Origin of the sequence: Halopiger goleimassiliensis, from assembly GCF_000455345.1 — an archaeon.
GTDB classification, from domain to species: domain Archaea; phylum Halobacteriota; class Halobacteria; order Halobacteriales; family Natrialbaceae; genus Halopiger_A; species Halopiger_A goleimassiliensis.
The window spans coordinates 1055967-1082466 of record NZ_HG315690.1; the positions used below are offsets into that span (position 1 = coordinate 1055967).

General features: G+C 66.2%; 28 protein-coding genes. 13 read left to right on the forward strand and 15 right to left on the reverse strand.

What is annotated here, in order from left to right; genetic code table 11:
* Positions 1–172 precede the first annotated feature (172 nt).
* The 6 genes from TX79_RS20080 to TX79_RS05200 all read right to left on the reverse strand — a co-directional run bounded on the left by TX79_RS20080 (position 173) and on the right by TX79_RS05200 (position 6987).
* Positions 173–334: a helix-turn-helix domain-containing protein gene (locus TX79_RS20080; protein WP_081655489.1), complete on the reverse strand. Its 162-nt coding sequence runs from the start codon at positions 332–334 to the stop codon at positions 173–175.
* 615 nt (positions 335–949) lie between these two features.
* A complete protein-coding gene (gene rpoB, locus TX79_RS05180) occupies positions 950–2776 on the reverse strand; it encodes a DNA-directed RNA polymerase subunit B (protein WP_049926142.1) in 1827 nt (608 codons plus the stop codon).
* Positions 2777–3042: 266 nt separating this feature from the next.
* Positions 3043–3696, reverse strand: coding sequence for an anthranilate synthase component II (locus TX79_RS05185; RefSeq protein WP_049928286.1), 654 nt, complete (start codon positions 3694–3696; stop codon positions 3043–3045).
* Complete coding sequence (gene pabB / locus TX79_RS05190; RefSeq protein ID WP_049926143.1) at positions 3689–5326, reverse strand: aminodeoxychorismate synthase, component I; 1638 nt, start codon at positions 5324–5326, stop codon at positions 3689–3691. The genes TX79_RS05185 and pabB overlap by 8 nt, the downstream gene beginning before the upstream one ends.
* A 94-nt stretch (positions 5327–5420) precedes the next feature.
* Positions 5421–6113 (reverse strand): helix-hairpin-helix domain-containing protein, encoded by a 693-nt coding sequence (locus TX79_RS05195; RefSeq protein ID WP_049926145.1) that lies wholly within the window; start codon positions 6111–6113, stop codon positions 5421–5423.
* 73 nt (positions 6114–6186) lie between these two features.
* Positions 6187–6987 carry a shikimate dehydrogenase gene (locus TX79_RS05200; RefSeq protein ID WP_049928287.1) on the reverse strand — a complete coding sequence of 267 codons (801 nt, stop codon included), beginning with the start codon at positions 6985–6987 and terminating at the stop codon, positions 6187–6189.
* Positions 6988–7109: 122 nt separating this feature from the next.
* On the opposite strand from TX79_RS05200, the gene TX79_RS05205 reads away from it, so the two are divergent.
* Complete coding sequence (locus TX79_RS05205) at positions 7110–7580, forward strand: YciE/YciF ferroxidase family protein (RefSeq protein WP_049926147.1); 471 nt, start codon at positions 7110–7112, stop codon at positions 7578–7580.
* 44 nt (positions 7581–7624) lie between these two features.
* On the opposite strand, the gene TX79_RS05210 is transcribed toward TX79_RS05205, so the two are convergent.
* Together TX79_RS05210 and TX79_RS05215 are read right to left on the reverse strand one after the other, a co-directional pair.
* Positions 7625–8347, reverse strand: coding sequence for a hypothetical protein (locus TX79_RS05210; RefSeq protein WP_049926149.1), 723 nt, complete (start codon positions 8345–8347; stop codon positions 7625–7627).
* 54 nt (positions 8348–8401) lie between these two features.
* Complete coding sequence (locus TX79_RS05215; protein ID WP_049926151.1) at positions 8402–8872, reverse strand: DUF7312 domain-containing protein; 471 nt, start codon at positions 8870–8872, stop codon at positions 8402–8404.
* A 190-nt stretch (positions 8873–9062) separates the two neighbouring features.
* On the opposite strand from TX79_RS05215, the gene TX79_RS05220 reads away from it, so the two are divergent.
* From TX79_RS05220 to TX79_RS05245, 6 genes are all read left to right on the forward strand, one after another.
* Entirely contained in the window at positions 9063–10034 is a 972-nt protein-coding gene (locus tag TX79_RS05220) for a sugar phosphate nucleotidyltransferase (protein WP_049926153.1), read from the forward strand.
* 147 nt (positions 10035–10181) lie between these two features.
* Positions 10182–10799, forward strand: coding sequence for a hypothetical protein (locus tag TX79_RS05225; protein ID WP_049926155.1), 618 nt, complete (start codon positions 10182–10184; stop codon positions 10797–10799).
* Positions 10800–10938: 139 nt separating this feature from the next.
* Entirely contained in the window at positions 10939–12372 is a 1434-nt protein-coding gene (locus tag TX79_RS05230; protein ID WP_049926157.1) for a sodium-dependent transporter, read from the forward strand.
* A 171-nt stretch (positions 12373–12543) separates the two neighbouring features.
* Positions 12544–13731, forward strand: coding sequence for an SPFH domain-containing protein (locus TX79_RS05235; protein WP_049926158.1), 1188 nt, complete (start codon positions 12544–12546; stop codon positions 13729–13731).
* 154 nt (positions 13732–13885) lie between these two features.
* Complete coding sequence (locus tag TX79_RS05240; RefSeq protein ID WP_049926160.1) at positions 13886–15022, forward strand: SPFH domain-containing protein; 1137 nt, start codon at positions 13886–13888, stop codon at positions 15020–15022.
* 109 nt (positions 15023–15131) lie between these two features.
* Positions 15132–15767, forward strand: a complete 636-nt coding sequence (locus TX79_RS05245; RefSeq protein ID WP_049926161.1) for a winged helix-turn-helix transcriptional regulator — start codon at positions 15132–15134, stop codon at positions 15765–15767.
* A 99-nt stretch (positions 15768–15866) separates the two neighbouring features.
* On the opposite strand, the gene TX79_RS05250 is transcribed toward TX79_RS05245, so the two are convergent.
* The 3 genes from TX79_RS05250 to yjjX all read right to left on the reverse strand — a co-directional run bounded on the left by TX79_RS05250 (position 15867) and on the right by yjjX (position 17714).
* On the reverse strand, positions 15867–16523 hold the full coding sequence (locus TX79_RS05250; protein WP_049926163.1) for an HAD family hydrolase: 657 nt from the start codon (positions 16521–16523) through the stop codon (positions 15867–15869).
* A gap of 198 nt (positions 16524–16721) precedes the next feature.
* Positions 16722–16955 (reverse strand): DUF7123 family protein, encoded by a 234-nt coding sequence (locus tag TX79_RS05255; protein ID WP_230198544.1) that lies wholly within the window; start codon positions 16953–16955, stop codon positions 16722–16724.
* Positions 16956–17198: 243 nt separating this feature from the next.
* Positions 17199–17714, reverse strand: a complete 516-nt coding sequence (gene yjjX / locus TX79_RS05260) for an inosine/xanthosine triphosphatase (protein ID WP_049926166.1) — start codon at positions 17712–17714, stop codon at positions 17199–17201.
* 217 nt (positions 17715–17931) lie between these two features.
* Here yjjX and TX79_RS05265 point away from each other — a divergent pair, with 217 nt between their 5' ends.
* Both TX79_RS05265 and TX79_RS05270 read left to right on the forward strand, forming a co-directional pair.
* Positions 17932–18909 carry a transcription initiation factor IIB gene (locus tag TX79_RS05265; RefSeq protein ID WP_049926167.1) on the forward strand — a complete coding sequence of 326 codons (978 nt, stop codon included), beginning with the start codon at positions 17932–17934 and terminating at the stop codon, positions 18907–18909.
* A gap of 123 nt (positions 18910–19032) precedes the next feature.
* Positions 19033–19713, forward strand: a complete 681-nt coding sequence (locus TX79_RS05270; protein ID WP_049926168.1) for a type I 3-dehydroquinate dehydratase — start codon at positions 19033–19035, stop codon at positions 19711–19713.
* A 16-nt stretch (positions 19714–19729) separates the two neighbouring features.
* Here the strand turns inward: TX79_RS05270 and TX79_RS05275 are convergent, their stop codons facing one another.
* Entirely contained in the window at positions 19730–20227 is a 498-nt protein-coding gene (locus TX79_RS05275; protein ID WP_049926170.1) for a redoxin domain-containing protein, read from the reverse strand.
* Positions 20228–20365: 138 nt separating this feature from the next.
* On the opposite strand from TX79_RS05275, the gene TX79_RS05280 reads away from it, so the two are divergent.
* Both TX79_RS05280 and TX79_RS19575 read left to right on the forward strand, forming a co-directional pair.
* Positions 20366–20788 (forward strand): DUF7575 domain-containing protein, encoded by a 423-nt coding sequence (locus tag TX79_RS05280; protein WP_049926171.1) that lies wholly within the window; start codon positions 20366–20368, stop codon positions 20786–20788.
* A 129-nt stretch (positions 20789–20917) separates the two neighbouring features.
* Positions 20918–21073: a DUF7331 family protein gene (locus TX79_RS19575; RefSeq protein ID WP_195892459.1), complete on the forward strand. Its 156-nt coding sequence runs from the start codon at positions 20918–20920 to the stop codon at positions 21071–21073.
* A gap of 36 nt (positions 21074–21109) precedes the next feature.
* Here TX79_RS19575 and TX79_RS05285 read toward each other — a convergent pair whose 3' ends face one another.
* Positions 21110–22339 carry an NADH dehydrogenase gene (locus tag TX79_RS05285; protein WP_049928288.1) on the reverse strand — a complete coding sequence of 410 codons (1230 nt, stop codon included), beginning with the start codon at positions 22337–22339 and terminating at the stop codon, positions 21110–21112.
* A 215-nt stretch (positions 22340–22554) separates the two neighbouring features.
* The gene (locus TX79_RS05290; RefSeq protein WP_049926173.1) at positions 22555–23739 is read right to left on the reverse strand and encodes a 3-dehydroquinate synthase II; all 1185 of its coding nucleotides are present in this window, start codon (positions 23737–23739) and stop codon (positions 22555–22557) included.
* A 224-nt stretch (positions 23740–23963) separates the two neighbouring features.
* Here TX79_RS05290 and TX79_RS05295 point away from each other — a divergent pair, with 224 nt between their 5' ends.
* Complete coding sequence (locus TX79_RS05295) at positions 23964–24662, forward strand: hypothetical protein (protein ID WP_049926175.1); 699 nt, start codon at positions 23964–23966, stop codon at positions 24660–24662.
* A gap of 127 nt (positions 24663–24789) precedes the next feature.
* Here TX79_RS05295 and TX79_RS05300 read toward each other — a convergent pair whose 3' ends face one another.
* Positions 24790–25632: an HFX_2341 family transcriptional regulator domain-containing protein gene (locus TX79_RS05300; protein WP_049926177.1), complete on the reverse strand. Its 843-nt coding sequence runs from the start codon at positions 25630–25632 to the stop codon at positions 24790–24792.
* Between the two features lie 177 nt (positions 25633–25809).
* On the opposite strand from TX79_RS05300, the gene TX79_RS05305 reads away from it, so the two are divergent.
* Positions 25810–26478 (forward strand): HAD family hydrolase, encoded by a 669-nt coding sequence (locus tag TX79_RS05305; RefSeq protein ID WP_049926179.1) that lies wholly within the window; start codon positions 25810–25812, stop codon positions 26476–26478.
* The last annotated feature ends 22 nt before the right edge of the window (positions 26479–26500 follow it).

The window sequence follows — 26500 nt, forward strand, 5'->3', positions numbered from 1 at the left end:
CGTCCGACTGATCGTGAACACGCCGCTACTCCGGGAGGGACTCGGTCACCCGGTACTATGTGGGGATATCAGACTCCCGTGTTCCACGGTGGGGATTGGTGTGGAGTGCTCGATGAGTGACGCTGGTACACCACGGTCTCGAGGCGATGGGTCTCTAATTCAGTAGAAGCGATCAATGGTTGAGACCACGAGATCTCTTCTCTGACGAAATAAACGCTTCAACGAGTCGAGTTTGAGCTCGACGAAGCCGTTCCGAGAGCGCCGGAGCAAAGCTATCCAACTTGTGTGAGACTTCGTTGAGGGAAGTGGCCCGCGGAATCTCGAAGTAACCCATTTGTACGTGGTCTGTATGGCCTTACGTTGACTTGGGATTGGTCCATCGTTCGCATATCGGCTCTCGGTATGCGAGAGCCGATGGAGGGTGACCGAGTCGATTTCATCTCGCCAGAAGGTGCAGAATGCGTCGAAAATCGTGCGATCGGCGAACCAGCCGTTTGAGTCCTGCCAGTTGGTGTGACCCGAATCCGATCGATGATGGAGTCAGCGCTAGCGAGTTCGCGTACCTCCGCGATGGTATCGACACGATCGCCGAGCCACGTTTCCATCCCGAATGCCGGCAGAACCTGACAGCTTTGTGTCCCGGCGACTTCGCCGATCCGCGTATCTTCCTCCACAACCGCCGCTGACTCGATGGCGTGCTCGATCACGTCACGTTCTACGTCCACCAGACGGGTGAGAACGGATTAGCCTGCCGCACTAGCCACCAAATCGACCTCGAGCGTCGCTTCCGGCACAGCCGCTGCGACCTCAACGAGTGGCAGATGGGGACAGCCGAGACGATATTCTGCGACGAGTACCATTCTTCTTTGCTACCTGCTTAATATGCACGCCGGTAAGCGGACCGACGAACCGCTGTCGTGCAGTTAATTCAACGGTACTGTCAGAACAATCAAACCGCGTCGTCGAGTTCCAATCGTGGGGCGATACCCAGCGCCTTCATCTCGTCAAGTAGGAGTTTGAATGCGTAACTGGTTTCGATCTCGTGAATGTCAGTCTCCTCACCACAGTTCGGACAGTGAACCCGGTCCTGCGTAACGTTCTCAAAAGCGGTCATCCCACAGTTCCCACAGATGGGCACGTCTTCGCGATCGGACTCGTCGAGCAACCGTTCCTTGAGGGCCATTGCAGCACCGTGGCCGATGAAGACGTCACGTTCCATGTGCCCCACACGCAGGCCACCTTCGCGAGCACGGCCCTCGGTCGGTTGCCGAGTGAGTACCTGAACAGGCCCGCGCGAGCGGGCGTGCATCTTGTTCGAGACCATGTGGTAGAGCTTCTGATACAGGATCGTCCCCACGAAGATCTCAGCCTCAATCTTCTCGCCAGAGATACCCGAGTACATGACTTCCTTCCCGGAGGAATCGAAGCCACACTCCTCCATCGCATCACGGAGGTCTTCCCGGTCCTCTCCGGTGAAAGGGGTCCCGTCGACGCGGCGACCCTCGAGCGAGCCGACCTTACCACCGATCATCTCGAGGATATGCCCGACAGTCATCCGCGATGGGAGGGCATGCGGATTCAGTATGAGATCCGGGACGACACCGTCCCCAGTGAACGGCAGATCTTCGTGGGGTGCGAGGCGACCGACGACGCCCTTCTGCCCATGTCGCGACGCGAATTTGTCCCCAATTTCGGGAATCCGCTCGTCGCGTACCTTTATTTTCGATAGTTTCGAACCGTCCTCACCTTCCATCAGTGTCACGGTGTCGACGATACCGGACTCACCGGAGCGCATGGTGACGGAGGTTTCGCGGCGCTTCTGGGGAGAGAGACCGCCCACGTCGTCTGGTTCTTCGAGAAATCGCGGCGGGGAGGTCTTGCCCAGCAGGACGGAGTTCTCGTCGACCTCCGTCTCCGGATTAACGAGACCGTCCTCGTCGAGGTGGGTATACGCGTCCTCACCGCGGGCACCGCGGACATCTTGGCTTGGAACCTCGAAACGATCTTCCTGACCCCCGGGGTACCGTCGCTCCTCACCATCGTAGGTGCGAAAGAAGTGCGAGCGAGCCAAACCGCGCTCGACACTAGCCCTGTTCAGGACCAGCGCATCCTCGATATTGAACCCCTCGTAGCTCATAACGGCGACAACGAAGTTCTGTCCGGCAGGTCGCTCGTCGTATCCAATCTGCTCGGTCGTTTGCGTCTTGACCATCGAGAGCTGCGGGTAGTGGAGCAAGTGCTGACGCGTATCCGGTCGGATCCGGTAGTTTGCCGACGGCAGCCCGAGCGACTGTTTCATCATTCCGGATCCCATCGTGATACGAGGTGAGGCGTTGTGCTCCGGGTAGGGAATCATCCCCGCGCCAATTCCGAAGAGTAACTGCGGATCCAGTTCGAGGTGCGTGTGCTCCTCAGTGAGCTCATCCTCGTCGACGGCTACAAGGATATCCTCCTCCTCCTCGGCATCGATGAACTCGATGTAGCCGCTATCAACGAGGTCCTCGAACTCGAGGTCACCCTCCTTCAGCGCCTCGATCTCAGCTTCGGAAACACGAGGTTCGCCCCCCTCGACGACCAGCAAGGGACGTCGCGCACGGCCCGCGTCGGCATTGATGATGACCTCGTTGGTTCGCTCTTTCACCGAGACGTTGACCGTCTCGCTCACGTCACCGATACGGCGTGCTTCACGGATTTGGTCTGCGAGCTGTTCCGGATGGGGGTGGGTCCCAACTAAACTGCCATTGACGTACACGTTGGCTTCTGACTCCTCATTCATGGTCTGTTATTCAAATAGCAAGGTCAGTGTCCAGTCCACGGTCGATCTGGAACCACATCTTCGGGAGGGAGTCGCGTAAGAGATTCTATAATTGATTAGGGCTTTTATATACGAGACGCCAGGAAGACTCTCCTCCGTATGTTGAATGTACGTCAGCAACCGTCGCGTCGGAGCATCGTCACCGGCTAAACAGTTAGTCTTCGTTCTGTTCCGACGCAACACATATCGGACGGGTCAGTTAGGCACCGAGCGCCCTTTCGGCCCGTTCACTCGCCGACTCGAGCGGCGAACCGGCAGAAGTTCTCGATCATTCGTTTGCCCACGCGCAGCGAGATGCCGTCGCCGCTCGCGGCGTCGTCGTGGCCCCGCGTGAGGATGCTCTCGGGATGGAACTGGACGCCGACGTGGGGCTGCTCGCGGTGGCGGACGGCCATCAACACGCCGCGTTCGTCGGTCGTTCGGGCGGTCTCCTCGAGTTCGTCCGGGAGGTCCACGCGGTCGACGGCCAGCGAGTGGTAGCGACCGACCTGGAACGTCTCCGGAAGGCCCGCGAAGACCCCTGCGCCGTCGTGGGAGACCGTCGAGGGCTTCCCGTGGACGACCTCGGGGGCGTGAACGACCGGCGTGCCGTTCGCGGCACACAACGCCTGGTGGCCAAGGCAGACTCCCAGAATCGGGTACTCGGTCTCAGCGAACAGCGGGATCGAGATCCCCGCCTCCTCGGGCGTCCCGGGTCCCGGCGAGACGACGATGCCCGTCGGCTCGAGGTCGCGCACGCCCGCGAGGTCGATCTCGTCGTTGCGACGGACGACCACCTCGTCGGCGACCTCCCCGACGTACTGGACGAGGTTGAACGCGAAGGAGTCGTAGTTGTCGACGACGAGGATCCGCGTCTCCTCACTCGGCACGGCCTCACTCATCGGGATCACCGCCGCCGCGGCCGTCGAGCGACGTCGGGTCCCCCGCGGCGTCCGTCTCGGCACCCTCGATCGGGTCGCCGTCGGCGGCCTCGAGCGTCATCCTCGCTCGCTCCCCGAGCGCCTCGTCGACCGCCGTGATGAGCGCGCGGGCCTTGTCCAGCGTCTCGTCGTACTCGCGGAAGGGGTCGGAGTCGTGGACGATTCCCGCACCCACCCGGAGGTGGTACTCGTCGGCGTGGCGGACCAGCGTCCGGATGACGATGTTGAGCGTTGCCCGCCCGTCGAAGCCGAAGAGCCCGACGCTGCCCGTGTACGGGCCGCGGCGGGTCGCCTCGAGTTCGTCGATGATCCCCATCGTCCGGGGTTTTGGCGCGCCGGTGATGGTCCCGCCGGGGAACACCGCCGCGACGGCGTTGGCCAGCGTCTCGTCCTCGCGTAGCCGACCCGTAACGTTCGAGACGAGGTGCATCACCTCCGCGTAGCGGTCGATCCGCCGGTACTCCTCGACCGCGACGGAGCCGTACGCACAGACCTTCCCGAGGTCGTTGCGCTCTAAGTCGACCAGCATGGCGTGTTCGGCCCGTTCCTTCTCGTCCGACCGGAGGTCCGCCTCGAGCGTCGCGTCCTCCTCGGGCGTCTCGCCGCGCGGCCGGGTGCCCGCGATCGGTTCGGTCCGGACGAAGTCGTCGTCGCCGTTCGTCCCCCGCTCGAGCAGCAGTTCGGGACTCGCGCTCACCAGATCCGCGGCGCGGAACTCGAGCAAGCACGAATAGGGGGCGGGGTTCACCCGCCGGAGCGCGTCGTAGGCCGCGACGGGGTGGACCGCGGCGGGCGCGACCAGCCGCTGGGAGACGTTCGTCTGGAAGGTGTCGCCGTCGCGGACGTACTCCTTGACCCGGCGGACGCGCTCGGCGAACGCCTCGCGCCCGCAGTCGCTCTCGAAGGTCGCTTCGCTCGCCTCGACGGGTGGCTCCCCCACCTCGGGGTCGCCCTCCCGGACGGCGCGAGCCAACTCGAGCGCGCGTTCGCGGCCACGCTCGTAGGCTTCCTCGAAGCGGTCGGCCTCGAGGTCGGCCGTCCCTACTCGGGGACACGCCGTCACCCGCAACGTCACCGTCTTCCCCTCGACCGGTGCCTCCCAGGCGGCGAACCGGTCGTAGACGGCGACCTCGAGTCGTGGCAGGCCGCGGTCGTCGACGGCCGACTCGGGTAATTCCTCGAGTTCGCGGGCGACGTCGTAGGAGAGCCAGCCCACGGCACCGCAGGGGTAGGGAACCGCACAGTCGCCGCGAGCGAGGGCGTCCGTCTCGAGCAGCCCTTCCAGCGCTGCCAGCGTCGGGGACTCGACGCCCGCGTCGGGTCGGACGACGGCATCGCTCGAGACCGTCAGCCGGTCGATCGGGTCGACCCCGAAGTAGCCCCAGCCGGGCTGGCCGCCGGTCGTCTCGAGGAAGGCGTCGCCGTCGCCCTCGCGGGCGCGACGGTAGGCGAGAAAGGGGTCCGCGACGTCGACGCGGACCTCGATCGGAATCCTGACGCCGCGCGTCGACGACTCGGGGCCGGCGGCGGAGACTCCCCGTGCGCGGCTGCGAAACGTATCGAGCGACGTCACGACGCGCGGATCGCTCATGTGCCTCGAGAGGGGATGCTGGGCTAATCGTCTTGTGGTTTGGACGGTCGATCCCGCTCGAGAGAGCGATCGGGAAGAATCGAGAGTCGACGGGTTACCGAACTTCCGCGCGGTCGATCCAGCCCTGGATGCGTTTCTCCGAGATGTCGGTCTGCTCGGCGAGTTCGGCAGCGTCCGCGTCGGCGAGTTCGGCCACGTTCTCGACGCCGGCGTCAGCCAGCCTGTCGGCGTAGGCCGGACCGATGCCCTTGATCTCGGTGACCGGTTCGCCCGGCTCCTCCGCCGTCTCCTCGGACTCTTCGGCCTGTTCGATGACCTCCTCGGTCGTCGGCTCGTCGGCGGCCGCGTCCTCGTCGCCCGGTTCGTCAGCCGTCGATTCCTCGGCGGCGTCGTCCGCCGCAGTCGCGTCTTCCTCGGCCGGTTCGTCCTCGACCGCCTCGTCTTCGGTCGCGTCGTCCTCGTCGACCGACGGTACCTCGTCGGTCTCGTCGGCCGTGACCGGCTCCTCGGGCGCGGCCGTCTTCTCCTCGGTCGGTGCCGCGTCCGTCTCCGTCGGCCCGGTCGCTTCCGCCGGTTCGGCGGCTTCCTCGGGGTCGTCGGTCGGTTCGGTCATCGAGCCGGTCGACGCAGAGGCGGGAGCCCCGGGCGCTGCCGTCTCGTCGGCCCGACCGGTCTCGTCCGCCGAGCGTTCCCGTTCGACCGTGACGCCGACGTCCCGGTCCTCCCCGCGGTGCGAGTTCGCGTCTTCCAGCCCCAACAGCGACTTCAGCTTTTGGAGGATTGCCATTGCGCCGATATTGTCGTCACCATCACTTAAATTCGGTTGATGGGGACGGTGTTCCCTGCGAACTCGCCGTCGATCAGAGCCGCGACCGCAGCGCCTCGTTCATCGCAGCCACGGGGGCCTCCCGTCCCGTCCACAGTTCGAAGGCCTCGACGCCCTGGTAGAGCAGCATCCACGCGCCGTCGACCGTCGTCGCGCCCGCGTCGGCCGCGTCCCGCAGGAGTCGCGTCTCGAGCGGCCGGTAGACTGCGTCGAGCACGGCCAGATCGCCGTGGAGTGCGTCGGCGGGAACCGGCGTCGCGTCCTCCTCCATCCCGACGCTCGTGGCGTTGACCAGCACGTCCGCGTCGGCGAGCAAGGAGTCGAGGTCGTCGAGACCGTGGCCCGTCGCGTCGGGCACCTCGCTCGCGAGGTCGTGGGCCGACGACTCGGTCCGGTTGGCGACGGCGACCGTCGCGCCGGCATCGGCGAGGCCGAACGAGACCGCTCGGCCCGCGCCGCCGGCACCGACGACGACCGCGTCGCCCCCCTCGAGCGTCACGTCGTGCTCCCGGAGCGCGCGGATCGCGCCCGCGGCGTCGGTGTTGTGGCCCGTCGGCTCCGCACCCGTGAAGTCGATCGTGTTGACCGCGCCGATCCGCTCGGCCATCGCGTCGGGCGCGACCACCTCGAGGACGTCCCGCTTGAACGGGATCGTCACGTTCAGTCCCGTGATCCCGAGCGATTCGGCCCCGCGGATCGCGGCCGCGATCTCGTCGGGTGCAGGTTCGAAGGTGACGTAGCGGGCCTCGAGACCGCATTCGTCGTAGGCCGCCTCGTGCATCGGCGGCGAGAGCGAGTGTCCGACCGGGTTGCCGACCAGTCCGAAGACGTCCATCGTCATGGTGGTCGCTCCGGGCGGGCTCCCTATAATGGGTGTGCTTCGCCGGGCACCGGCCGTCGCGGCGTTTCGCACGACGGCCGAAGGGCTTAGGGAGTCGACGGCGTCGCGGCAGGTGTATGATCGAGAGCGAGCGCGACCTCTTCGTCGAGCAACTCCGGGAGCTGTACCACATCGAGCGCGAACTCGAGGAGCTCCAGGCGGAACTCGCCGAGTCGGCCACCCGGGAGGAACTCGAGGAGTTCTACATGGCCCACGGCGAAACCACGACCGACCAGATCGGCCGGCTCGAGCCGATCTTCGACGCCATCGAGGCCGAAGTCGAACCCGGCACGATCGACAACACGGCCCTCGAGGGGCTGCGAGCCGAACGCGAGGAACTGATCGACGAGTTCGAAGATCCGACGCTCGCCGACCTGACCGACGCGGAACTCGGGCGCGCGATCGAACGCCTCGAGATCACGAAACTCGAAACCCTGCTGACCCTCGCGGATCGGCTGAACCTGCCCGAGGAGGTCGTCGACCCGCTCGAACGAACTCGCGACGAAGCCGCGGACGGGCTCGAGCGGTTGCAGGGCGTCGTCCAGTAGCAGCGGCCGCCATACAGCAGTAAAACCCGGCTCCGGCGTGCCCGTCACAGCAGCTGGGGCTGCTGGGTAGCGATCGCCGCGTCCCGGTCCTCGGGATCGGTGTGGGTCCACCACGCGATCCGATCTAGCTCGAGCGGGCGGAAGTCGGTGACCAGCGAGAGCCACTCGCAGGAAGCGATCGTCCGCCGCGACGTCGACGCGTCGATCGGCACTGGCTCGTCCGGAAGCCGATCGGCGAGATCCGCGGCGACCGCCTCGACGAACTCGACGACCGTCGGATCCGGCCGGACCGTATCGACGCCGGCCAGCTGGCGGAGGTACTGGAAGCTCCCCGGACCGACGCCCGTGATCTCCCCGATGGGATCCTCGTCGTACCGGTAGTGGTCAGCTTCGGCGGCCCACCCCCGGAGGGACGCGACGTCGTCGCCCTCGGGACGGTCGGCGAGAACCGACGCGACCTCGAGCAACACGTGACGTTTCCGCTGTGCACCGAACGCTTCGACCAGCGCGTCGTCCTCGAGGTCGAGCGCCGCCAGGTCGGAAAGCGAGTCGACGCGACCGCTCTCGACGAACGCCGCCCGGAACCGCGAGACGGCCGGCTCGATCCCGCCGACGAAGCTCTGTCCCGTCGTGGAGGCAGCCGCTTCGGCGACGAGCAACCGGGGGTCGTCACCGGTCCAGCGGTCGAAGTCGAGAAACCCGCGGGCGAGGTCCTCCGCGGGGACGCCCTCCGCGTACGTCTCGAGGACGGTCTGGACCGAACGCATCGTTCGTCCCAACGTCACACGGGGGCCGTATAGCTGTGTCGCTCGAATCGGGTATCACAGCGGGATCGAGACGACCCGAGCGATCAACGCGAGCATGACGAGCGCACCGAGGAGTACGAACAGGACGTTCTCGAGCGATGGATCGCCGGCCTCGATCGGCGCGTCGTTGGGCTCGGGAGCGTACTCGTCCTCGTCGGCATCCTCGTTCTCCTCCTCGTTCTCGCCCTCCGATTCGTCTCGCGAGAGGTCGATTGGAATGCGATCTCGAGCAGCCCGTCCGTCGTGTTCCTCGTGTTCGTCGCGTTCGTCGATCCAGCCGTGGTTCCAGCCGGCGGCCTCGGAGTCCCGATCGGTCTCCCGTTCGCGACGCGGTTCCTCGTCGGAGAGCGGCCGGTGAGACGGGTTCCAGTCGCCGCCGTCGAACGGCGAGTCGTCCGGCTCCGAGCGGCGATCGGTCGGGGCCGACGACTGGTGTCGCTGGTCGTCGGTATCGTCGCGGTCCTCCCCGGACGCCTCGTCTGCCATAGCCGGTCGTAGGTGGTCGCGCGCCAAAAACCCGTGGTCCGCGGCCGCGGTCACGAGGAGTCAGCGAAGCGACCGACCGGGTCCGATAGCGAGCAGCCGGTCGGACGGCACACGAGGACGCATCGGCCGATCGAACCGCGCATCGAGACGAGGGATAAAGGTCTTACCGCGCGGCGAAGAACGCGAGAGCATGAAAGCTGTCGTCCTCGCGGGCGGTTACGCGACCCGGCTGTGGCCGATCACGAAGTATCGGCCCAAGATGTTCCTTCCGATCGGCGACTCGACGGTCATCGACCGCATCTTCGCCGAACTCGAGGCGGACGACCGGATCGAGGAGGTTTACGTCAGCACGAACGAACGGTTCGCCGCCGACTTCGAAGCCCACCTCGCCGACAGCGAGTTCGAGAAGCCCCGGCTGTCGGTCGAGGAGACGACCGACGAGGACGAGAAGTTCGGCGTCGTCGGCGCGCTCGCCCAGCTCATCGAGCGCGAGGGGATCGACGACGACCTGCTCGTGATCGCCGGCGACAACCTCATCAGCTTCGACGTCGCCGATTTCGTCGACTACTTCCAGGAGCGCGAGGCACCGACGCTGGCCGCCTACGACGTCGGCTCCCGCGAGAAGGCCAAATCATACGGCCTGGTCGATCTCGAGGACGACCGGGTCGTCGACTTCCAGGAGAAGCCCGAGGATCCGAACTCCACGCTGGTCTCCATCGCCTGCTACGCGTTCCCCCAGCAATCGCTGTCGCTCCTGTCGACCTACCTTGAGGGCGGCAACAACCCCGACGAACCCGGCTGGTTCGTCCAGTGGCTCCAGAACCGCGAACCGACCTACGCCTACACCTTCGAGGGAGCCTGGTTCGACATCGGCACGCCCGAGAGCTACCTCGATGCCGTCGCCTGGCACCTCGACGGCGAGTCGCTGGTCGCCGACACCGCGACCCTCGAGGACACGACGATCGGCGAGAACGTCCACGTGATGGGCGACGTCACTCTCGAGGGAGCCCACCTCGACCACGCGGTCGTCTTCCCGGACGCAACCATCCGTAGCGCGGACGTCCGTCGGTCGATCATCGACGAAGGGACCCACCTCGAGGAACTCGACCTCGCGGGCGCGCTCATCGGTGCCCACACGACGATCACGAACGGGTCGTCGTAGCCGCCCGATTCGACGGGCGGTGTATCGAAGAACGTAGATTGGCCACGCAAGCCCTGGAGGCGGCCTGTTCGGCGGAAGAACCGTTCGACAGTCGAAATGTCGATCGCGCGGTAAACATTTAATCGGGGAGAGCCCAAACGACAAGATATGCTCGACGCCCTCTTCGGGAACGTCCCACTCTTGTTGCTGTCCGCAGGGCTCGTCTTGATGCTCCTCGAGGCCATCTCGCCGGGAGCCCACCTCATCGTGATCGGCGTCGCGCTGGTCGGTGCCGGCCTGCTCGGCGTGTTCTTCCCGATCTCCAGCCCGTTCATTCTGGCCGGGATCACCCTCCTCATCGGCCTCGCGGCGACGTACGTCTACCACGAGTTCGACTTCTACGGCGGGAAGGGGACTGCCCAGACTAAAGACTCGAACTCGCTGTCGGGCGCGACCGGCTACGCGACCGAACGGATCACGACCCGTGACGGCGAGGTCAAACTCGACGAGGGCGGCTTCGCCCCTTACTACAGCGCGCGGACGACCAGCGGTACGATCGAAGAAGGCGAGGAGATCATCGTCCTCGATCCGGGTGGCGGCAACGTGCTGACGGTCGAATCGATGGAGAGCATCGCCGAAGACGAGATCGATCGCGAACTCGCGAAAGGTGCCGCGAACGACCCAGCAGACGCCGACCCGGACGCGGAGGCCGGGGATTTGGTCGAGGATCCGACAAACACGGAGCCCGAGCGGGAAACCGAAACTGAAACCGAAAACTCGAGTTAACGCCGCGTAGCCGTCGGTGTTCGGGATCGAACCGGTCGGTCGGACTCGCCCGGGCGGGAACCCGCCGATCGCGTTCAGCCAGGACAGAACGATCGAATCAACACCGATTTCTCACCCCAACCCCCACACCTGTGCAGCAATGGCTACTCGTGACTCGTGGGTTTCGAACGTCGGATTCGTTCTCGCCGCGATCGGCAGCGCGGCCGGTCTGGGGAATATCTGGCGGTTTCCGTGGCTGACTGCCGGTAACGGCGGCAGTGCGTTTCTCGTCGTATACCTGCTCATCGTCGTCGGCGTCGGCGTCCCGGGACTGCTCGCCGAGTTCGTCCTCGGACGGCTGGGCCGACAGACACCGATCGGGGCGCTTCGCTCGCTCACCGGCTCCCGGTGGGGATCGGCACTGGGCGTGTTCAACGTCGCTACGGCACTCGTACTCCTCTCGTTTTACTCGGTGGTCGGCGGATGGACCCTCCGGTACGTACTCGCCTCGCCGTCCGGGGCGTACTTCGACCAGCCCCAGCAGTACTTCGGGGCGGCGAGCCACGGCCTCGAGGCGGTCGGGTTCCACCTGCTCTTTCTCGGCATCGTCGCCGCCATCGTCCTTTTCGGCGTGAGCCGCGGCATCGAGCGCGCCTCGAAGGTGATGCTTCCCGCGGTCGTCCTGTTGCTGGTCGGCCTCGCGGGGTGGACGGCGATGCAGCCCGGAACCGACGCCGGCTACGCGTTCTACCTCGGTTTCGACGCCGAGTACCTCGCCGCGAACGTCACGAACGTCGTCGGCCCGGCGGCGGGACAGGCGCTGTTTACTCTCTCGCTCGGCACCGGGGCGATGCTGACCTACGCCTCCTACCTCGACGAGGACGTTTCCCTCCCACGGGACACGCTCGTCATCGCCATCTCGAACACGTTCATCGGCGTCCTCGCCGGACTGGTCGTCATCCCGCTGTTGTTCTCCCAGGGTATCGATCCCGGGCAGGGTGGACCGGGTACGCTGTTCGTCGCGCTTGCGACGGCGTTCGCGTCGCTGCCCGGCGGCTCCGTCCTCGCGACGTCGTTCTTCGGGGCCGTCCTGCTGGCCGCGGTAACCAGCGGGATCAACTTGCTCGAGACGCCGGTGGGGACGCTCGTCGACCGCCTCGACGTATCGCGGCGTCGGGCGACGGTGCTGACGACGCTTCTCGTTGCGGTGACCGGGACCGGGCTATCGCTCGCCGGGTCGGCCTTTCAGTTCGTCTCCGGCACCCTCGCGGACCTGCTGTTGAGCGTCGGCCTGTTCGGGTTCCTCGCGATCGTCGGCTGGCTGCTACGCGGGGAAGCGATCGCGGAGTTCCGCGCCGGTGCCGGTCGGTTCGCCCCTCTGGCCGAACCGTGGCTGCTGACGGTCGGCTGGGTGTTACCGGTCGTCGTCCTGTTCTCGCTGACGAACACGCTCGCGTCGCTCGCCGGCGTCTCGCTGGGCCTGGGCGTCCGGGCGATCGTCGCCGTCGTGGGCACTACCTGCTGTCGGCTAGCGGTCACGACCCGAACTGACGACCTACGAGATCTACAGCGCAGTCTCCGAAGCCTGCGGTAAGCGTCCGCTCTACCAGTTTCGCGTACTTGCCCAACAGTTACGTTCGCTCGCGTCCGATTCGAGCACCACGAACGGAGAGTCGACCTTCCCTCCGCTCGCACACACATCCCCAGTCGGACATGTCGTCGGGACAAGGGAATGTTTTTCACCTCACCGGCATAAGTCCGGAACATGGTCGTAGACCTACTCCCACTGCAGGCGTCGCCGGGCGGGGCACTCCTGTTTATCGGTGCCCTCGTCCTCGTCGTCGTCATCGCCGCGTTACTCAGCGCGATCGAAATCGTCGACGCGTACGAGAAACGCGCGTTGACGGTCTTCGGCGAGTACCGTAAACTGCTCGAGCCGGGGATCAACTTCGTGCCGCCGTTCGTCTCGAACACCTACCGGTTCGACATGCGTACCCAGACCCTGGACGTGCCGCGGCAGGAAGCGATCACCCGGGACAACTCGCCCGTCACCGCAGACGCCGTCGTCTACATCAAGGTCATGGACGCCAAGAAGGCCTTCCTCGAGGTCGACGACTACAAGAAGGCCGTCTCCAACCTGGCCCAGACCACCCTCCGGGCGGTGCTGGGGGACATGGAACTCGACGACACGCTCAACAAGCGCCAGGAGATCAACGCGAAGATCCGCCAGGAACTGGACGAGCCCACCGACGAGTGGGGGATCCGCGTCGAGTCGGTCGAAGTGCGTGAGGTCAACCCCTCGAAGGACGTCCAGCGCGCGATGGAACAACAGACCTCCGCAGAGCGCAAACGGCGTGCCATGATCCTCGAGGCCCAGGGTGAACGCCGCAGCGCCGTCGAGAAGGCCGAAGGTGACAAGCAGTCCGAGATCATCCGCGCCCAGGGTGAGAAGCAGAGCCAGATCCTGGAAGCCCAGGGTGACGCCATCTCGACCGTCCTGCGCGCCCGCTCCGCCGAAGCAATGGGCGAGCGCGCGGTCATCGACAAGGGGATGGAGACGCTCGAGCAGATCGGTCAAAGTGAGTCGACGACGTTCGTCATGCCCCAGGAGCTGACCTCGATGGTCGGCCGCTACGGCAAACACCTCTCGGGCAGCGACGTCAAGGAAGACGGTGCAGAACTCGAGAGCCTCGAGTTCGACGAGGAGACTCGCGAACTGATCGGCCTGGACGACATCAGCGAGATCATCGGCGAGATCGACGAGGAAGCCGAGATGGACGTCGAAGCCATGGAACAGGAAGCCCAGGCGATCAAGGAAGGCGAGGACCCGTCGAACATCAGCGATCCCGAGCAGGTGATCGAGGAGATGGACCAGGACTTCCAGCAGACCGACGGCGGCACCGAGACCGACGTCTCGATGCCCGAGTCGGGCGAGAACCGCCAGGACGACTGATCGCTGCCGGCGAGTCGACGTTCGCTTTTCCTGTCCGTCGTCCGTGAGGACGGCGTCGAGCCAATTTCGTTCGAACCGAGTCCGATCGGTGCGTCGGCCGTGTTCTGTCACTCGTAAAGAAAATTTTTATGATGGCTCGCGACGCGGCTAGCGTATGGTCCCTGAACTACTCGCAGTCGTCGGACCGACAACCGGCGCACTGTTGGTCGTCGCCGCGCTCGTTCTCCTCGTCGTCATCGCCGCGCTGTTGAGCGCGATCGAGATCGTCGACGCCTACGAGAAGCGTGCGCTGACCGTCCTCGGCGAGTACCGCAAACTGCTCGAGCCGGGGATCAACGTCGTCCCGCCGTTCGTCTCGAACACCTACCGGTACGACATGCGTACGCAGACCCTGGACGTGCCGCGGCAGGAAGCGATCACCCGGGACAACTCGCCCGTCACCGCAGACGCCGTCGTCTACATCAAGGTCATGGACGCCAAGAAGGCCTTCCTCGAGGTCGAAGACTACCAGCGGGCGGTCTCCAACCTGGCCCAGACCACCCTGCGTGCCGTGTTGGGCGATATGGACCTCGACGACACCCTCAACAAGCGCCAGGAGATCAACCACCGAATCCGCGAGGAACTCGAGGGACCGACCGACGAGTGGGGGATCCGCGTCGAGAGCGTCGAGGTTCGGGAGGTCAACCCCTCGAAGGACGTCCAGCGCGCGATGGAGCAACAGACCTCCGCCGAGCGCAAACGGCGTGCCATGATCCTCGAGGCCCAGGGTGAACGCCGCAGCGCCGTCGAGAAGGCCGAAGGTGACAAGCAGTCCGAGATCATCCGCGCCCAGGGTGAGAAACAGAGCCAGATCCTGGAAGCCCAGGGTGACGCCATCTCCACGGTGCTCCGGGCTCGCGCGGCCGAATCCATGGGCGAACGCGCGGTCATCGACAAGGGGATGGAGACGCTCGAGCAGATCGGTCAGAGCGAGTCGACGACGTTCGTCATGCCCCAGGAACTGACCTCGATGGTCGGCCGCTACGGCAAACACCTCTCGGGCAGCGACGTCAAAGAGGACGCCGAGCAACTCGAGAGCCTCGAGTTCGACGAGGAGACCCGCGAACTGATCGGCCTGGACGACATCAGCGAGATCATCGGCGAGATCGACGAGGAAGCCGAGATGGACGTCGAAGCCATGGAAGGGCAAGCCCAGGCGATCAAGGAGGGGAGAACGGAGCCCGACATCGCCGATCCCGACGAGGTCATCGAGGAGATGGACGGCGAGGTCGACCACCCGACCGACGACTGACTCCCGTTCGCGACCGGGAGCCGTCGGTTCCGGCAACTATCCGGTCGTCGTGAGCGAACCGAGGCGAAACCTGTTTTACCGTCGGCCGCCATTCGGACGGTAGACAGCAATGAGCTCACCCGACGGGGTCGACGACGACAAACGGGCGACCCTGCGCCGTTTCGCCGCGCTCGGTGCCGCCGCGCCCTTCGCCGGAGCGGCCGGCTCCGCGGCCGCCGAGACGGGTGACAGCGACGCACGCGATGCGATCGCCGGCTACCTCTCGACGACCCCCGGTGCCCACTTCTCGAAGATTCGCGACGACCTCCAACTGGGAACCGGTGAGACCCAGCACCACCTGCGCCGCCTCGAGGAGGTCGACGCCATCGAACGGTATCGCGACGGCGACTACAAACGGTTCGTCGTCGCGGACCGATTCGACGAGTTCGAAAAGCAGGCGCTTGGCTACCTCCGTCGGGAGACCCCACGCGGGATGTTGATCGAACTGCTGGCGAACCCCGAGGCCACGGGCGGCGACATCGCGGACGCACTCGGGGTATCGCCGCCGACGGTCAGCAAGTACGCGGGCGAACTCGAGGAGGCCGGCCTCCTCTCCCGGGGCGACGGTTACGCGGTCGAGCGCCCCGAGACCGTCCTGTTGCTGGTCGTCCGCTACGCCGATTCCTTCGGCGACCGGGCGGCGACGCTCGCGACCGAGGCGGATCGGTTGATGTCCTACGACGGCTCCGCGGCGACCTCGGAGTAACGCGCTTCGCCGACGGCCGACCCCGAGCAGTGTCGTTGTCGTCCCTGTAGGGAGCGCCTACCAGCGGCGGCTACGAAGCGCTAGTCCTCGCCGCCGTCGCTATTCCTCGAGGAGGTCGGGAACTGTCCACAGCGACTCGAGTTCGTAGGTCGTTCCCTCGGGGAGCTCCACGTCGCGGTTGTGCGGGCGACGGACGAACGCCGTCTCGAGGCCGGCCTCGCGGCCGGCGACGACGTCTTTCGGTTTGTCGCCGACGTAGATCCCGTCCTCGAGGCCGAGGTCAGCGAGCGTCCGCTCGAGGTAGTAGGGGTCGGGTTTTCGTCGGCGAAAGCCCTCGAGCGTCGGATCGCGCCCGCGGACCGCGTCGAACGGGAAGTCGTAGAACTCGGCGACGAACGTCGTGGTCTCGTGGCGATTGTTGGAGACGAGCGCGGTGGTCGTCCGCTCGGTGACGTCGTGGATCACGTCGCTGTCCTCGTAGCGGCCGCGTTCGCCCGATCGGAGTCGGTCGTGGGTGCGCACCGACGCGTGGCGTTCCTTGCGTCGCCAGAACTCGTCGGGATCGATGCCGAGGGCCGTACAGCAGTCCCTGACGCCCTCGAGGCCGTGCTGGCGGAGCGAGTCGCGCTGTGCGGGCGTCGGGTCGACCCCGAGGTCGGCGAGGGCCGCGTCCGCCGCGTCGGCGTAGGTTCCGGGGACGGTTCCCGGCCCCTCGAGGATGACGCCGTCCATGTCGAACAGTACCGGTGTCGGCATTCGATCGTGCGTACGCCGGTCCCCGGGAAAGCCGGTTCGATCGACCGCGAATCAGATCGGTGGCCGCGTCGCCGGTCGACGTCGACTGAAAAACGCACGGTGAAAACGCGTCGGTGGGAGGGTCGGCAGTCGACTGGTTCGGCGCGTCGACGGGAGGATCGGTGGAGGGACCGATCGATACCGACCGCTCGCGTCGGCCTAGACGTCGACCTTCCAGGTGGTGCTCGAGGAGTAGCCCCACTTCTCGATGTCGACGTCGTACTCGCCCTCCTGCAACGCCGTAATGTTGGAACCGACCTCCTTGGCCGTCATTCCCAGTTCCTGGCCGATGAGTCGGGACTTGAAGTAGGTCTTCGTGTCCGCGTTCTCCCGCAGGTACTGGAGAATTTCGCGTTGTTTGCTCGTGAGGTCGGGGGCCATTGCAGTGCTCATACTCACCGAGAGACCGCCGACGCTCTTAGGGGGTTTGGTACGACGAGTTAACCCGCCGCCCTCCGGCGATTTTGGCTACAAGTAATCGTCGCATAACGGCCGGGAAAGGCGGCGTTGGTACGGCCGGTTAATTCCCCGACTATCGTGAGTGTCAAAAAGTCCGATCGTTTCAGGTTCGGTAACGAGCGATTGGGCCGACGAAGACGCTGACGTCGGCAAGGAGACGATTCGATCCGGCCAGTGCTACTCGTAGTGGGAGACCAGAAACGGGCCGAACGCACACGCCACGGCTTCACCCAGGGCCTGGCTTCGGTCCGTGAGGCCGGCGGTGAGGACGCCGGCGGCCCCCTCGTTCTCGGCGACGTCGTTCGACCCGAGCAGGTCGTCCATAACCGGTCCGAGTTCCGCACCGTTCTCGAGGCGGGCCGCGACCCGTTCGGGGAGGCGCAACGTCGGACCGCTCCCCCGTTCGATCCGGCGGCCGTCGGTCACCGCGGCCCACATGATCAACGACAGGCCCGGGACGCCCTCGAGGTCGGCGACCCCGCCCTCGAGTCCGACGCCGTAGGTCGCGTCCGTCCGGTCGAACGCCTGCTGGGCGCGATTCTCGGCACCGGTGACGGTTTCGGGGATCGACCACGGCTGTTCGGGCACGCCGGAGTCGACGGCGACGGCAGTGACGACGGGGTCGTACCCCTCGAGCGTCCGTTCGACGGCTTCGACTTTCACCGGGTTCGTACTCCCGACGGCGACGCGCATACCCGTCGTTGGGTGGAGCGGTATTTGGAATCGGCGGTTGCGGCCAACTCACCTCCTTTAATCCATCGGTTCGTAATACCAGTTCGGACGAATTACCGGTTTTCGGGCGTTGTCGCAATCCGATTTCGAAATCTTTAAAGCTCGAGTCTCTGAACGAAGTAGATAACGACTCCGTCCGGGCTTTTGCGGCCGTCGTCCGGGCAGCACTCGCCATCGTATGACCGACGCAACACAGAACACGAGAGTACGGGGTAGCGAACGCGAAACGACCGACGAAACGGAGAGCGAACACGACGAACTGGTCTGTCCCGAGTGTAGCGGGAACCTCGTCGTGGACGACGAACACGGCGAGACCGTCTGTGAGGAGTGTGGCCTCGTCGTCGAGGAGGACTCCGTCGACCGCGGGCCGGAGTGGCGCGCCTTCGACGCCGCCGAGAAGAACGAGAAATCGCGCGTCGGCGCGCCGACGACGAACACGATGCACGACAAGGGCCTCTCGACGAACATCGACTGGCGCAACAAGGACGCCTACGGCAACTCGCTGGGTTCGCGCCAGCGCGAGAAGATGCAGCGCCTGCGCAAGTGGAACGAGCGGTTCCGCACGCGCGACTCCAAGGAGCGCAACCTGAAGCAGGCGCTCGGCGAGATCGACCGGATGGCCTCCGCCCTGGGGCTCCCGACCAACGTCCGCGAGACTGCGAGCGTCATCTACCGGCGCGCGCTCGAGGAGGACCTGCTGCCCGGTCGCTCCATCGAAGGCGTCTCGACGGCCTGCGTCTACGCCGCCGCGCGCCAGGCCGGCGTCCCGCGCTCGCTCGACGAGATCGCGGACGTCTCGCGGGTCGAGAAAAACGAGATCGCGCGCACCTACCGGTACGTCGTGCGAGAGCTGGGGCTGGAGGTTCAGCCGGCCGACCCCGAGAGCTACGTCCCCCGGTTCGCCTCCGGGCTCGACCTCTCGGACGAGGCCGAGCACCGCGCCCGCGCACTCTTGCAGAACGCCAAGGAGAAGGGCGTCCACTCGGGCAAGTCGCCGGTCGGCCTCGCGGCTGCCGCCGTCTACGCCGCTGCACTGCTGACCAACGAGAAGACCACCCAGGCCGCCGTCAGCGACGTGGCCGACATCTCCGAAGTCACCATCCGGAACCGCTACCACGAACTCCTCGAGGCCGAGGAGACGCTGGGACTGGCCTGAGACGGGTTACTGTCCGTCAGTTCCGGCGCAACCGCCGCCAGACCGCGGTTGCGGCAGTAGCGTTACAGTAATTACCCGTCCGAAGCGACACCGTTTTTCATCCGGTCCACGCAGTCCGTAGCGATGGAGATCGACTTCGACTCGTTCGTCCTGGCGGCCGCCACGGCCGACCTCGCGGACGAACCCGACGCGCGCGACCACGCGGACGTCGTCGAGTTCCGCATGGACCTCGCCGAGGAGCCGCTGGCCGCCCTCGAGCGCTACGACGGTGAGCTACCGATCCTCGCGACCAACCGCGCCGCCTGGGAGGGCGGGGAGTACGAAGGGTCGGACGACGAACGGCTGGCGGACCTCGCGACCGCGGCCGAGCATGAGGCCGTCGCCGCCGTCGACGTCGAACTCGCGTCGATCCGGGACGGCGACGCCGACGACGTGCTCGCGACGGCCGACGATCACGGGGTGCGGGTCGTCGCGTCGGCCCACGACTTCGAGGGGACGCCCGACGAGATCGAACTGATGGACACCCTCTCGACGGCCTGCGAACGCGCCGACGTGGGCAAACTCGCCGTCACGGCCGAATCCCGGGCGGATACGCTGGCGTTGCTCGCGGTGACGCACCGCCTCGCGAGCGACGGGAAGCAGGTCGCGACGATGGCCATGGGCGAAGCCGGCAGCCACACCCGGGCCGTAGCACCAGTCTACGGATCCTGCATCGGCTACGCGCCGGTCGACCCCGCCGAGGCGACCGCCCCGGGACAGTACGACCTCGAGACGCTCGCGACGCTGGTGGATCGACTCGAGTAGGGGCGGTCGCGCCGAACTACACGTCTCGCGCCCGTTCGACCTCGTCCCGAACGTCGGCGACGAACGGCTCGAACGCGGGGTTCTCGTCGTCCCGGACCCAGCGGTAGGTGACGACGCCGTCGGCGTCGAGGACGAAGACGCTCCGTTCGGCCGCCTCGATCATCCCGGCCATGTCCTCGTAGACGACGTCGTAGGCCCTGATCAGTTCGTGGTCCCAGTCCGAGAGCATCGAAAACGGGAGGTCGTGCTCCCGAATCCAGATATTCTGTGCGAACGGGAGGTCGACGCTGACGCCGTAGACCGCCGCCTCGAGTTCCGCGAACGCGTCGAAGGAGTCGCGGAACGCACACATCTCCTCGGTACAGCCGCCCGTAAAGGCCGCCGGGAAGAAGGCGAGGACGATGGGACCGTCGCCGAACTGCTCGGACAGCGTGAACGGTTCGACGTCGTCGTAGCCGTCGCCGCCCGCACGGGGCACCGTGAAATCGGGCGCTCGATCGCCAACTTCGACCATGGCCCTCGATTACCGCCGAAGGTATTGAGTGTGTTGTCCGCGGGAGGTCGGCGACGGCGACGGAATCGGGGCCTGCGGCGTCGACGGATTCACGTCGGAACCGGAATGTTAACCAGTCACCGACCCGTAGGGAAACCTATGAGATGGTTTCGTGCGATCGCGGCCGGCGGGCTCTCGATGTTCCTTCCGGGGGCCGGTCACGCGCTGTTGCGCGACTGGCTTCGCGCCCTCGTGTTTGCCGGACTCTACCTCTCCGCGGTTGCTATCTTTCTCCCGATCGAAGAGTTCGCTACCGTCGATACGATGGGCGAGACGTTCGAGGTCCTCACCACCGACACCAACGCCATGGGCCAGTTCTTCCTCTCGTTTATCGTCCTCTTCGCCGCGGTCGACGCGGCGTTCCGGGCCCTGGGCTTTCCGCCGGGAGCGAACGCGGACGCCGACGCGGACGGCCCTACCTGCCCCGAGTGTGGAAAGGAACTCGACGAGGACCTCGAGTTCTGCCACTGGTGTACCGCCCGCATCGAGCCCCGTGACGGCGACGTACCGAAAAACGAGTAGGGCCGACGACTGACGACAGCGATCGTGGGCAGCAGTACCACGCGAACTAGCCACACTAGTAGTATCCCTACGGAGCCCTTTTCCGGCGTCGGCGGCCGTCCGCAGGTACGCGACGCTCCCCAACTAGCTATGAACCAGCACTCGACGCCCGCCGAGCGAGAACCGAGTCCGACGACGTTCGACGAGTACGTTCGCTACGAGGACGACGACGCTACAGTGATCTGCGACCGGACGAACCCGGCGGCGTGGATCCGATCGAGCGTCCTCGAGCCCTGTCGACGCTAAGCGTACCGGTACCGGACGACGAGCGGTGAGCGACGCCTACCGACAGCGCCGACAGACGAACGTCGTCGATCCGGTCGTCCGCAGCTGTGGCTCCGGCAGGTAGCGCCCACACTCCTCACACCACGTCCAATAGATCCGGTGGGTCTCCGCCTCCGCCGTCGACTCGTCCGGGCGGGCGTCGATCCTGATCGAGCGGGATCGAACCTCGGTCACCGTCCCGTCGATCGGCGCGTGCTGGGCGACGCTGATGCCCTCGCCCGGTCGGGCGATCATCTCCCCCGCTTCGACGTCGTCGCCCGGCCCGACGATGGGGTCGCTGGGCGTGACGACGCCCTCGAAACTGGGATTGGTGATCAGCGGCACCGCGACGCGATCGGGCTCGAGCGTCTCGGTCGGTGCCGTCTCGTGGACGCTCTCCGTCCAGGCCGCCGGCGCGAGGACGTTGACCCGTCCGTTACCGAGGGTGTTCTCCTCGACGACGGAGTCGTCCATCACGAGCAGACAGTTCGTCCGCTTCGTGACGCCGAAGCGGTCCGGCGCGGCGTCGATCTCGAAACACCAGCCGGGACCGCCGTCGAGCAAGACCTCGTTGGAATCGATGCCGTCGGTCCGCCCTGCCGCCGCGAGCACGTCCGTCGCGGGCGTCCCCACGGGAACCTCGAGAAAACGGTGTCGGGGAACGCGCCCGTCGACGTGGACGAACTTCCGCGTCGCCGGTTCGCTCTCGACGAGCGCCCGGCGTACGTTCGACAGCGTCTCGGTGTTCTGGACGATCCAGCCGTGATCCATCGGCAGTTCGTCGCCGCTCAGCACCTCGCCGGCGACCAGCCGCACGAGTACGCTCTCCATCCCGTACTCGTAGCGGTCCTCCGTGTACGCGACGACGACGCCCGTCTCGTCCTCGGCGACCGGTAGCTCCTCCGGGTCGTAGACCGTCGCATCCGTGGCCTCCTCGAGCGGCGCGACCCACGCGTCCCGGTCGGTCGCTTTCGCGGCGACGACGATCCGTTCGAACGGCCCCTCGAGCAAGGCGTCGAACAGCGCGGCGAGGTCGTCCGTCCGCTCGCGACCGAGCCACTTGTCGATGTAGTAGTTCGGTTCGCTCTCCTGGTGGTTGACCAGCAGGGAGTCGACGGACGCGAGTCGCTCCCACTTCGCGTAGGTGGGAAAGCCGGCCCCACCGGCCCCCGCGACCCCAGCGTGACGCAGCGTCACGGCGAACTCGGGCTGTTCGAGCGATCGGACGCGCTCTCGAGTGACGCTCATGTCCATTCGTGTTCCACGGTACCGACCCACATTGTATGTGCCCGCCTTCAGTAGAAACGTCCGGATAGCGAACTCGGTAAGTCGGATTTGGTGGTCTTCGCGTCACACAGTCTCCGGCGATGACACGTCGCGTCCGGCGACTCGCGAGTGCGATCGATCTATGTAGTACGGTAGCATTACCCGCAATAAGACGACGGAGAAGTCGATCGACGTCGCTACTTCTCGATAATACTCTCCTCGACGGCCTCGCCGAAGTGTCGCGCCGTGTCCTCGTAGTACAGCAGCAGTTCGTCGCCGGCCTCGAGGTCGGTCACGGCCTTGCGGCCTTCGCTCGAGGCGACCTTGATGGTCTCTGCGTTCTGCAGCAGGGTCTCGACCCGGTCGCCCTCCGCAGTCTCTACGGCGATCCGGAACATCGGGCGCTGCTCGATCTTGACGCGGCCGACGATGGCCTCGCGGGTGTTGCCGTTCGTGTCGACGACCTGGACCTCGTCGCCGCTTTGCAACTCGGAGAGGTACTTCGTGCCGCCGTCGGGCGTGCGGACGTAGGCGTGGACCGCGCCCGCGTTGACGCGGAACGGTCGGGAGGCGACGTACGGGGACTCGGCGGTCTCGGCGTGGACGAAGACGAGGCCGCGACTCATAGAGCCGACGAGCATCCCCTCGTCGTGATCCAGCAGGTTCCCGGTGTCGATACAGACCCGGTCGGCGCTGCCGGCCCGTTCGACCTCGAGCACCTCTGCGTACTCCAGGTCGAGCGATTCGCGCTCGGCCTCGTCCCGGACCTCGACGGTCCGGCGGATCTCGTCGGGATCGTCCGAATCGAGCAACACGGCGTCGGCACCGATCTCGAGCGTCTCGAAGGCGGTCTTCGCTTCCTCGGCGCTGGTCACGCCCGCGACGAGGTCGGTCTCCTCGCCGATCCGGGCGATCAAGTTCTCCAGCGGGATGATCGTCCAGTCCTCGCCGACGACGATGGTGTAATCGGCTTCCTCGGCCGCCGTCTCCGCGAAGCGTTCGTACTCCGTATCGAGGATGCGGACGTACGCGCCACGCTCGAGGTCGCCGTCGCGCCGACGCAGCGTCGTCAGGTCCGCCGATCCCGAGAGGTCCTCGGGCATGTCGATCGTCCCGTCGCCTTCGCCGTCCTTGCCGACGACGACGGCGTCGGGTTCGACCGCCGCGTCGCCGTCCGCTTCGGCGTCGTCGACCAGCGTCACGTCGCCGTCGGTTCGAAAGGCGGCGACGTCGATGTCGCCGAGTTCGCGCACGCGGGCCACGTCCTCCTCGTCGACGAGTACCCAGTCGACACCCGCCTCGAGCGCGGCGGTGATCCGCGCCCGGCGGTCGTCCCAGTCGCCGACGGTGTCGTCGGCTTTGATCCAGACGGATCGGGTCATACCCTGACGGTCGCAGGGAATCGGCTTGAACGTGGCGAATCGCGCAGGCACGGCCGATCGCTGCGAACGAGAGGGGAGATCAGCCGTCGTCGGACGTCTCGAAACGGGTAGTGTCGACGGGATTCGTGGCAGATTCGACCGATAGTTCAGGAAGTAACGATAGTAACGATAGTACGAATACTTTCTTCAAAGTAGCTAATATTCGACCCCGAGAGCACTCGAATATGGGTCAGCGCCAGTTACAGTCCGGCGACGGATCGTGTGTCGAACGTGTCGCCCGTCGCATCGAGGCCGAGGAGTTCGTCGACGTCGCCCGGGCCGCGTACGAACGCGCGGGCGAACTGGCGGCACGCGAGTACGGCCACCGCGCTGCCGTACTCGGTGCTCTCCGACTCGCGAGTCGTCGCAGCCGTCGCCCGACCCTCGCCGCCGACGAGGTCGCCGCGCCGTTCGACGTCGCTCCCGAGACGGTCGCTGCTGCCGAGGAGACGATCGCGAGTCGGCTGGCCCCACCTGCTGACGAGGAGGTGATCCGGTCGTGTCGACGGCGACTCATCGTCGCCCGAGAGCTGCTGACCGCAGTCGAACACGACCGGCTCCACGCCCTCCAGTTGCCGGACTCGTATCTCGCCGACGAGGCTCCCTGGCTTCTGGGGCGGGCGCTCGGATCGGTCGCCGATGCCGGCGAGGGCACCGACGCCGACGATTGCGATCCCGCTGACGGCGTCGCCGAGAGCGACGGGGGCGACAGCGCCGACGATAGCCGCGATGACGAGCGGGTGGGGGATGCCATCGACGCGGAACAGCTCCGCGATCACGTCGAGCGCCTCGAGGCCGACCTCGAACTCGCACGACTGGGGTCGACGCTCTACCGGGCGCTCCACGAGGACGCCGACCGCGATGGCGCGTGCGAACACGACTAGGGGGTGACGAATCGCTGCCGCACAGACGGGCAGTCCGTCCGGGTGGGGGAACGCCACGGACGAACTGCTACCGCCCAACCACGAATCGGGCGGTCCGCGTACCGAAACTGACCGGGAGCGGCCCGTCTCAGTCGCTCGCCACGTCGAGGGAGTCGGGCGCTCTAATCGCTTGGGGTATCGACTCGAGGCCCTCGAGTTTGTGGCGGAACGCCCGGTAGGCGTTCTCGCCGCGGTCGGTGAGTTCGACCACGCGGCGACGGCCGACGGATTCGATCGTGACGTAGCCGTCGTCGAGCAACGGCTCGAGGACGTGCGTATCGAGGACGCGGAAGGCACCCTTGTCCTCGCTCGTGCGGTCCTCGGGCGATCGGCGATCGGCCATAAACGAGAGGTCGACGTCGCGGGCGAACTCGATGAGGTCCTTCTTCTTCGGCGGCGCGGTTCGATCCTCGTGGTAGCCGTCCCAGGCCTCGGGCGTCGCGAGAAAGCCCATGATCGCGACCTGATCCCGGGTCGGCGAGTCGATCGGGTAGATCGGTAGCTCCTCGATCTCGTCGACGCCCCCAGTCACCGGTTCGCTGTGGCCGTCGTGGGCGTACTCGTCCGGTTCGACGTAGTAGGCGTGGGCGTCCGTCGAGACGTCCATGCACGCGATCGTCATGCCGATCGCCGGGATCGTACCGGCGCTCGAGACGTTCACCGAGACGATGTCGTCGGCGTGACGGGAGGCGATCGTCGTCACGTCACCGAGGACGGCGTAGACGTCCGAGAGGTCACACGGCTGCGTTCTGATCTCGGGGACGACCGACTCGAGTTCGGCACGGAGGTCCGCGTGGTAGTCGGCCGACGTCGCCCCGTTTTCGTCCTCGAGGAGGTAGACGAGGTCGGCACGCTGGTCGCGGATCGGCTCGAGAATGCGGTCGAACTCGTAGCCGAGGGCGGCGATATGGACACGTTTGACGACGTCCATACTGCGTGAGGGGTCGCCGCCGAAATAATGGCACCGAAACGCGGATTCCCGTGACTGACACGACACGTTCGAAGAGCGCTGCTTGGCTTCTCGGTCGAGCCAGTCCCGCAGAACCGCGGGGAGGCCGGATCGAGGAGGTCGAAACGTTCAGGAGGTCCTCGACCCTACCACTGGCAGATGGCTGCCTACGACGCGATCTGTTTCGATCTCGATCGGACCCTCTGCGAGTCGACGCAGGATCCCGACGCCCTGCTCGAGTCAGCTTTCGCGAGCGTCGGCTGCGACCCGTTCTGTGCCCCCGCGGACCTCCGCGACGCGATCCCCTCGTTGCCGACCGCGGAGAGCGACCGGGAGTTCTACGAGCACCTCTTTACCGCGGTCGCCGAACGTGCGGGACGTGATCCCGCCGTCGCACCGGCGCTGGCCGAGGCCTACCTCGAGGCGTACGATCCGACCGCCGTCCGGTTCCGGCCGGGCGCGGAGACCGTCCTCGAGTACGCCCGGCAGCGAGCGGGGGTCGGGCTCATCACCAACGGCGGCCGCGAGACCCAGACGCAGAAACTGCGGACGCTGGGCATCGAGGACGCCTTCGACGTCCGCGTCTTCACGGAACCGAGCGCGGGCATCTACCCCAAGCCCAACGCCGAACCCTTCGAGTGTGCGCTCTCGGCGCTCGAGACCGCGCCCGACGCGGCGATCCACGTCGGCGACTCGCTGCACGCCGACGTCGCGGGCGCGAACGCGATGGGGCTCGACTCGGCCTGGATCGTCGGCGACGGCCGGCCCGACGAACACCAGCCGACCTACGAACTGTCGTCGCTCGAGGGCCTGGAAGCGATCCTCTGAGGCGGGTGGCAGACCCGTGCCG

Coding starts and splice junctions, on each gene's coding strand:
- TX79_RS20080 (WP_081655489.1), bottom strand. CDS start 334: ATGGGTTACTTCGAGATTCCGCGGGCCACTTCCCTCAACGAAGTCTCA.
- rpoB (WP_049926142.1), bottom strand. CDS start 2,776: ATGAATGAGGAGTCAGAAGCCAACGTGTACGTCAATGGCAGTTTAGTT.
- TX79_RS05185 (WP_049928286.1), bottom strand. CDS start 3,696: ATGAGTGAGGCCGTGCCGAGTGAGGAGACGCGGATCCTCGTCGTCGAC.
- pabB (WP_049926143.1), bottom strand. CDS start 5,326: ATGAGCGATCCGCGCGTCGTGACGTCGCTCGATACGTTTCGCAGCCGC.
- TX79_RS05195 (WP_049926145.1), bottom strand. CDS start 6,113: ATGGCAATCCTCCAAAAGCTGAAGTCGCTGTTGGGGCTGGAAGACGCG.
- TX79_RS05200 (WP_049928287.1), bottom strand. CDS start 6,987: ATGGACGTCTTCGGACTGGTCGGCAACCCGGTCGGACACTCGCTCTCG.
- TX79_RS05205 (WP_049926147.1), top strand. CDS start 7,110: ATGATCGAGAGCGAGCGCGACCTCTTCGTCGAGCAACTCCGGGAGCTG.
- TX79_RS05210 (WP_049926149.1), bottom strand. CDS start 8,347: ATGCGTTCGGTCCAGACCGTCCTCGAGACGTACGCGGAGGGCGTCCCC.
- TX79_RS05215 (WP_049926151.1), bottom strand. CDS start 8,872: ATGGCAGACGAGGCGTCCGGGGAGGACCGCGACGATACCGACGACCAG.
- TX79_RS05220 (WP_049926153.1), top strand. CDS start 9,063: ATGAAAGCTGTCGTCCTCGCGGGCGGTTACGCGACCCGGCTGTGGCCG.
- TX79_RS05225 (WP_049926155.1), top strand. CDS start 10,182: ATGCTCGACGCCCTCTTCGGGAACGTCCCACTCTTGTTGCTGTCCGCA.
- TX79_RS05230 (WP_049926157.1), top strand. CDS start 10,939: ATGGCTACTCGTGACTCGTGGGTTTCGAACGTCGGATTCGTTCTCGCC.
- TX79_RS05235 (WP_049926158.1), top strand. CDS start 12,544: ATGGTCGTAGACCTACTCCCACTGCAGGCGTCGCCGGGCGGGGCACTC.
- TX79_RS05240 (WP_049926160.1), top strand. CDS start 13,886: ATGGTCCCTGAACTACTCGCAGTCGTCGGACCGACAACCGGCGCACTG.
- TX79_RS05245 (WP_049926161.1), top strand. CDS start 15,132: ATGAGCTCACCCGACGGGGTCGACGACGACAAACGGGCGACCCTGCGC.
- TX79_RS05250 (WP_049926163.1), bottom strand. CDS start 16,523: ATGCCGACACCGGTACTGTTCGACATGGACGGCGTCATCCTCGAGGGG.
- TX79_RS05255 (WP_230198544.1), bottom strand. CDS start 16,955: ATGAGCACTGCAATGGCCCCCGACCTCACGAGCAAACAACGCGAAATT.
- yjjX (WP_049926166.1), bottom strand. CDS start 17,714: ATGCGCGTCGCCGTCGGGAGTACGAACCCGGTGAAAGTCGAAGCCGTC.
- TX79_RS05265 (WP_049926167.1), top strand. CDS start 17,932: ATGACCGACGCAACACAGAACACGAGAGTACGGGGTAGCGAACGCGAA.
- TX79_RS05270 (WP_049926168.1), top strand. CDS start 19,033: ATGGAGATCGACTTCGACTCGTTCGTCCTGGCGGCCGCCACGGCCGAC.
- TX79_RS05275 (WP_049926170.1), bottom strand. CDS start 20,227: ATGGTCGAAGTTGGCGATCGAGCGCCCGATTTCACGGTGCCCCGTGCG.
- TX79_RS05280 (WP_049926171.1), top strand. CDS start 20,366: ATGAGATGGTTTCGTGCGATCGCGGCCGGCGGGCTCTCGATGTTCCTT.
- TX79_RS19575 (WP_195892459.1), top strand. CDS start 20,918: ATGAACCAGCACTCGACGCCCGCCGAGCGAGAACCGAGTCCGACGACG.
- TX79_RS05285 (WP_049928288.1), bottom strand. CDS start 22,339: ATGAGCGTCACTCGAGAGCGCGTCCGATCGCTCGAACAGCCCGAGTTC.
- TX79_RS05290 (WP_049926173.1), bottom strand. CDS start 23,739: ATGACCCGATCCGTCTGGATCAAAGCCGACGACACCGTCGGCGACTGG.
- TX79_RS05295 (WP_049926175.1), top strand. CDS start 23,964: ATGGGTCAGCGCCAGTTACAGTCCGGCGACGGATCGTGTGTCGAACGT.
- TX79_RS05300 (WP_049926177.1), bottom strand. CDS start 25,632: ATGGACGTCGTCAAACGTGTCCATATCGCCGCCCTCGGCTACGAGTTC.
- TX79_RS05305 (WP_049926179.1), top strand. CDS start 25,810: ATGGCTGCCTACGACGCGATCTGTTTCGATCTCGATCGGACCCTCTGC.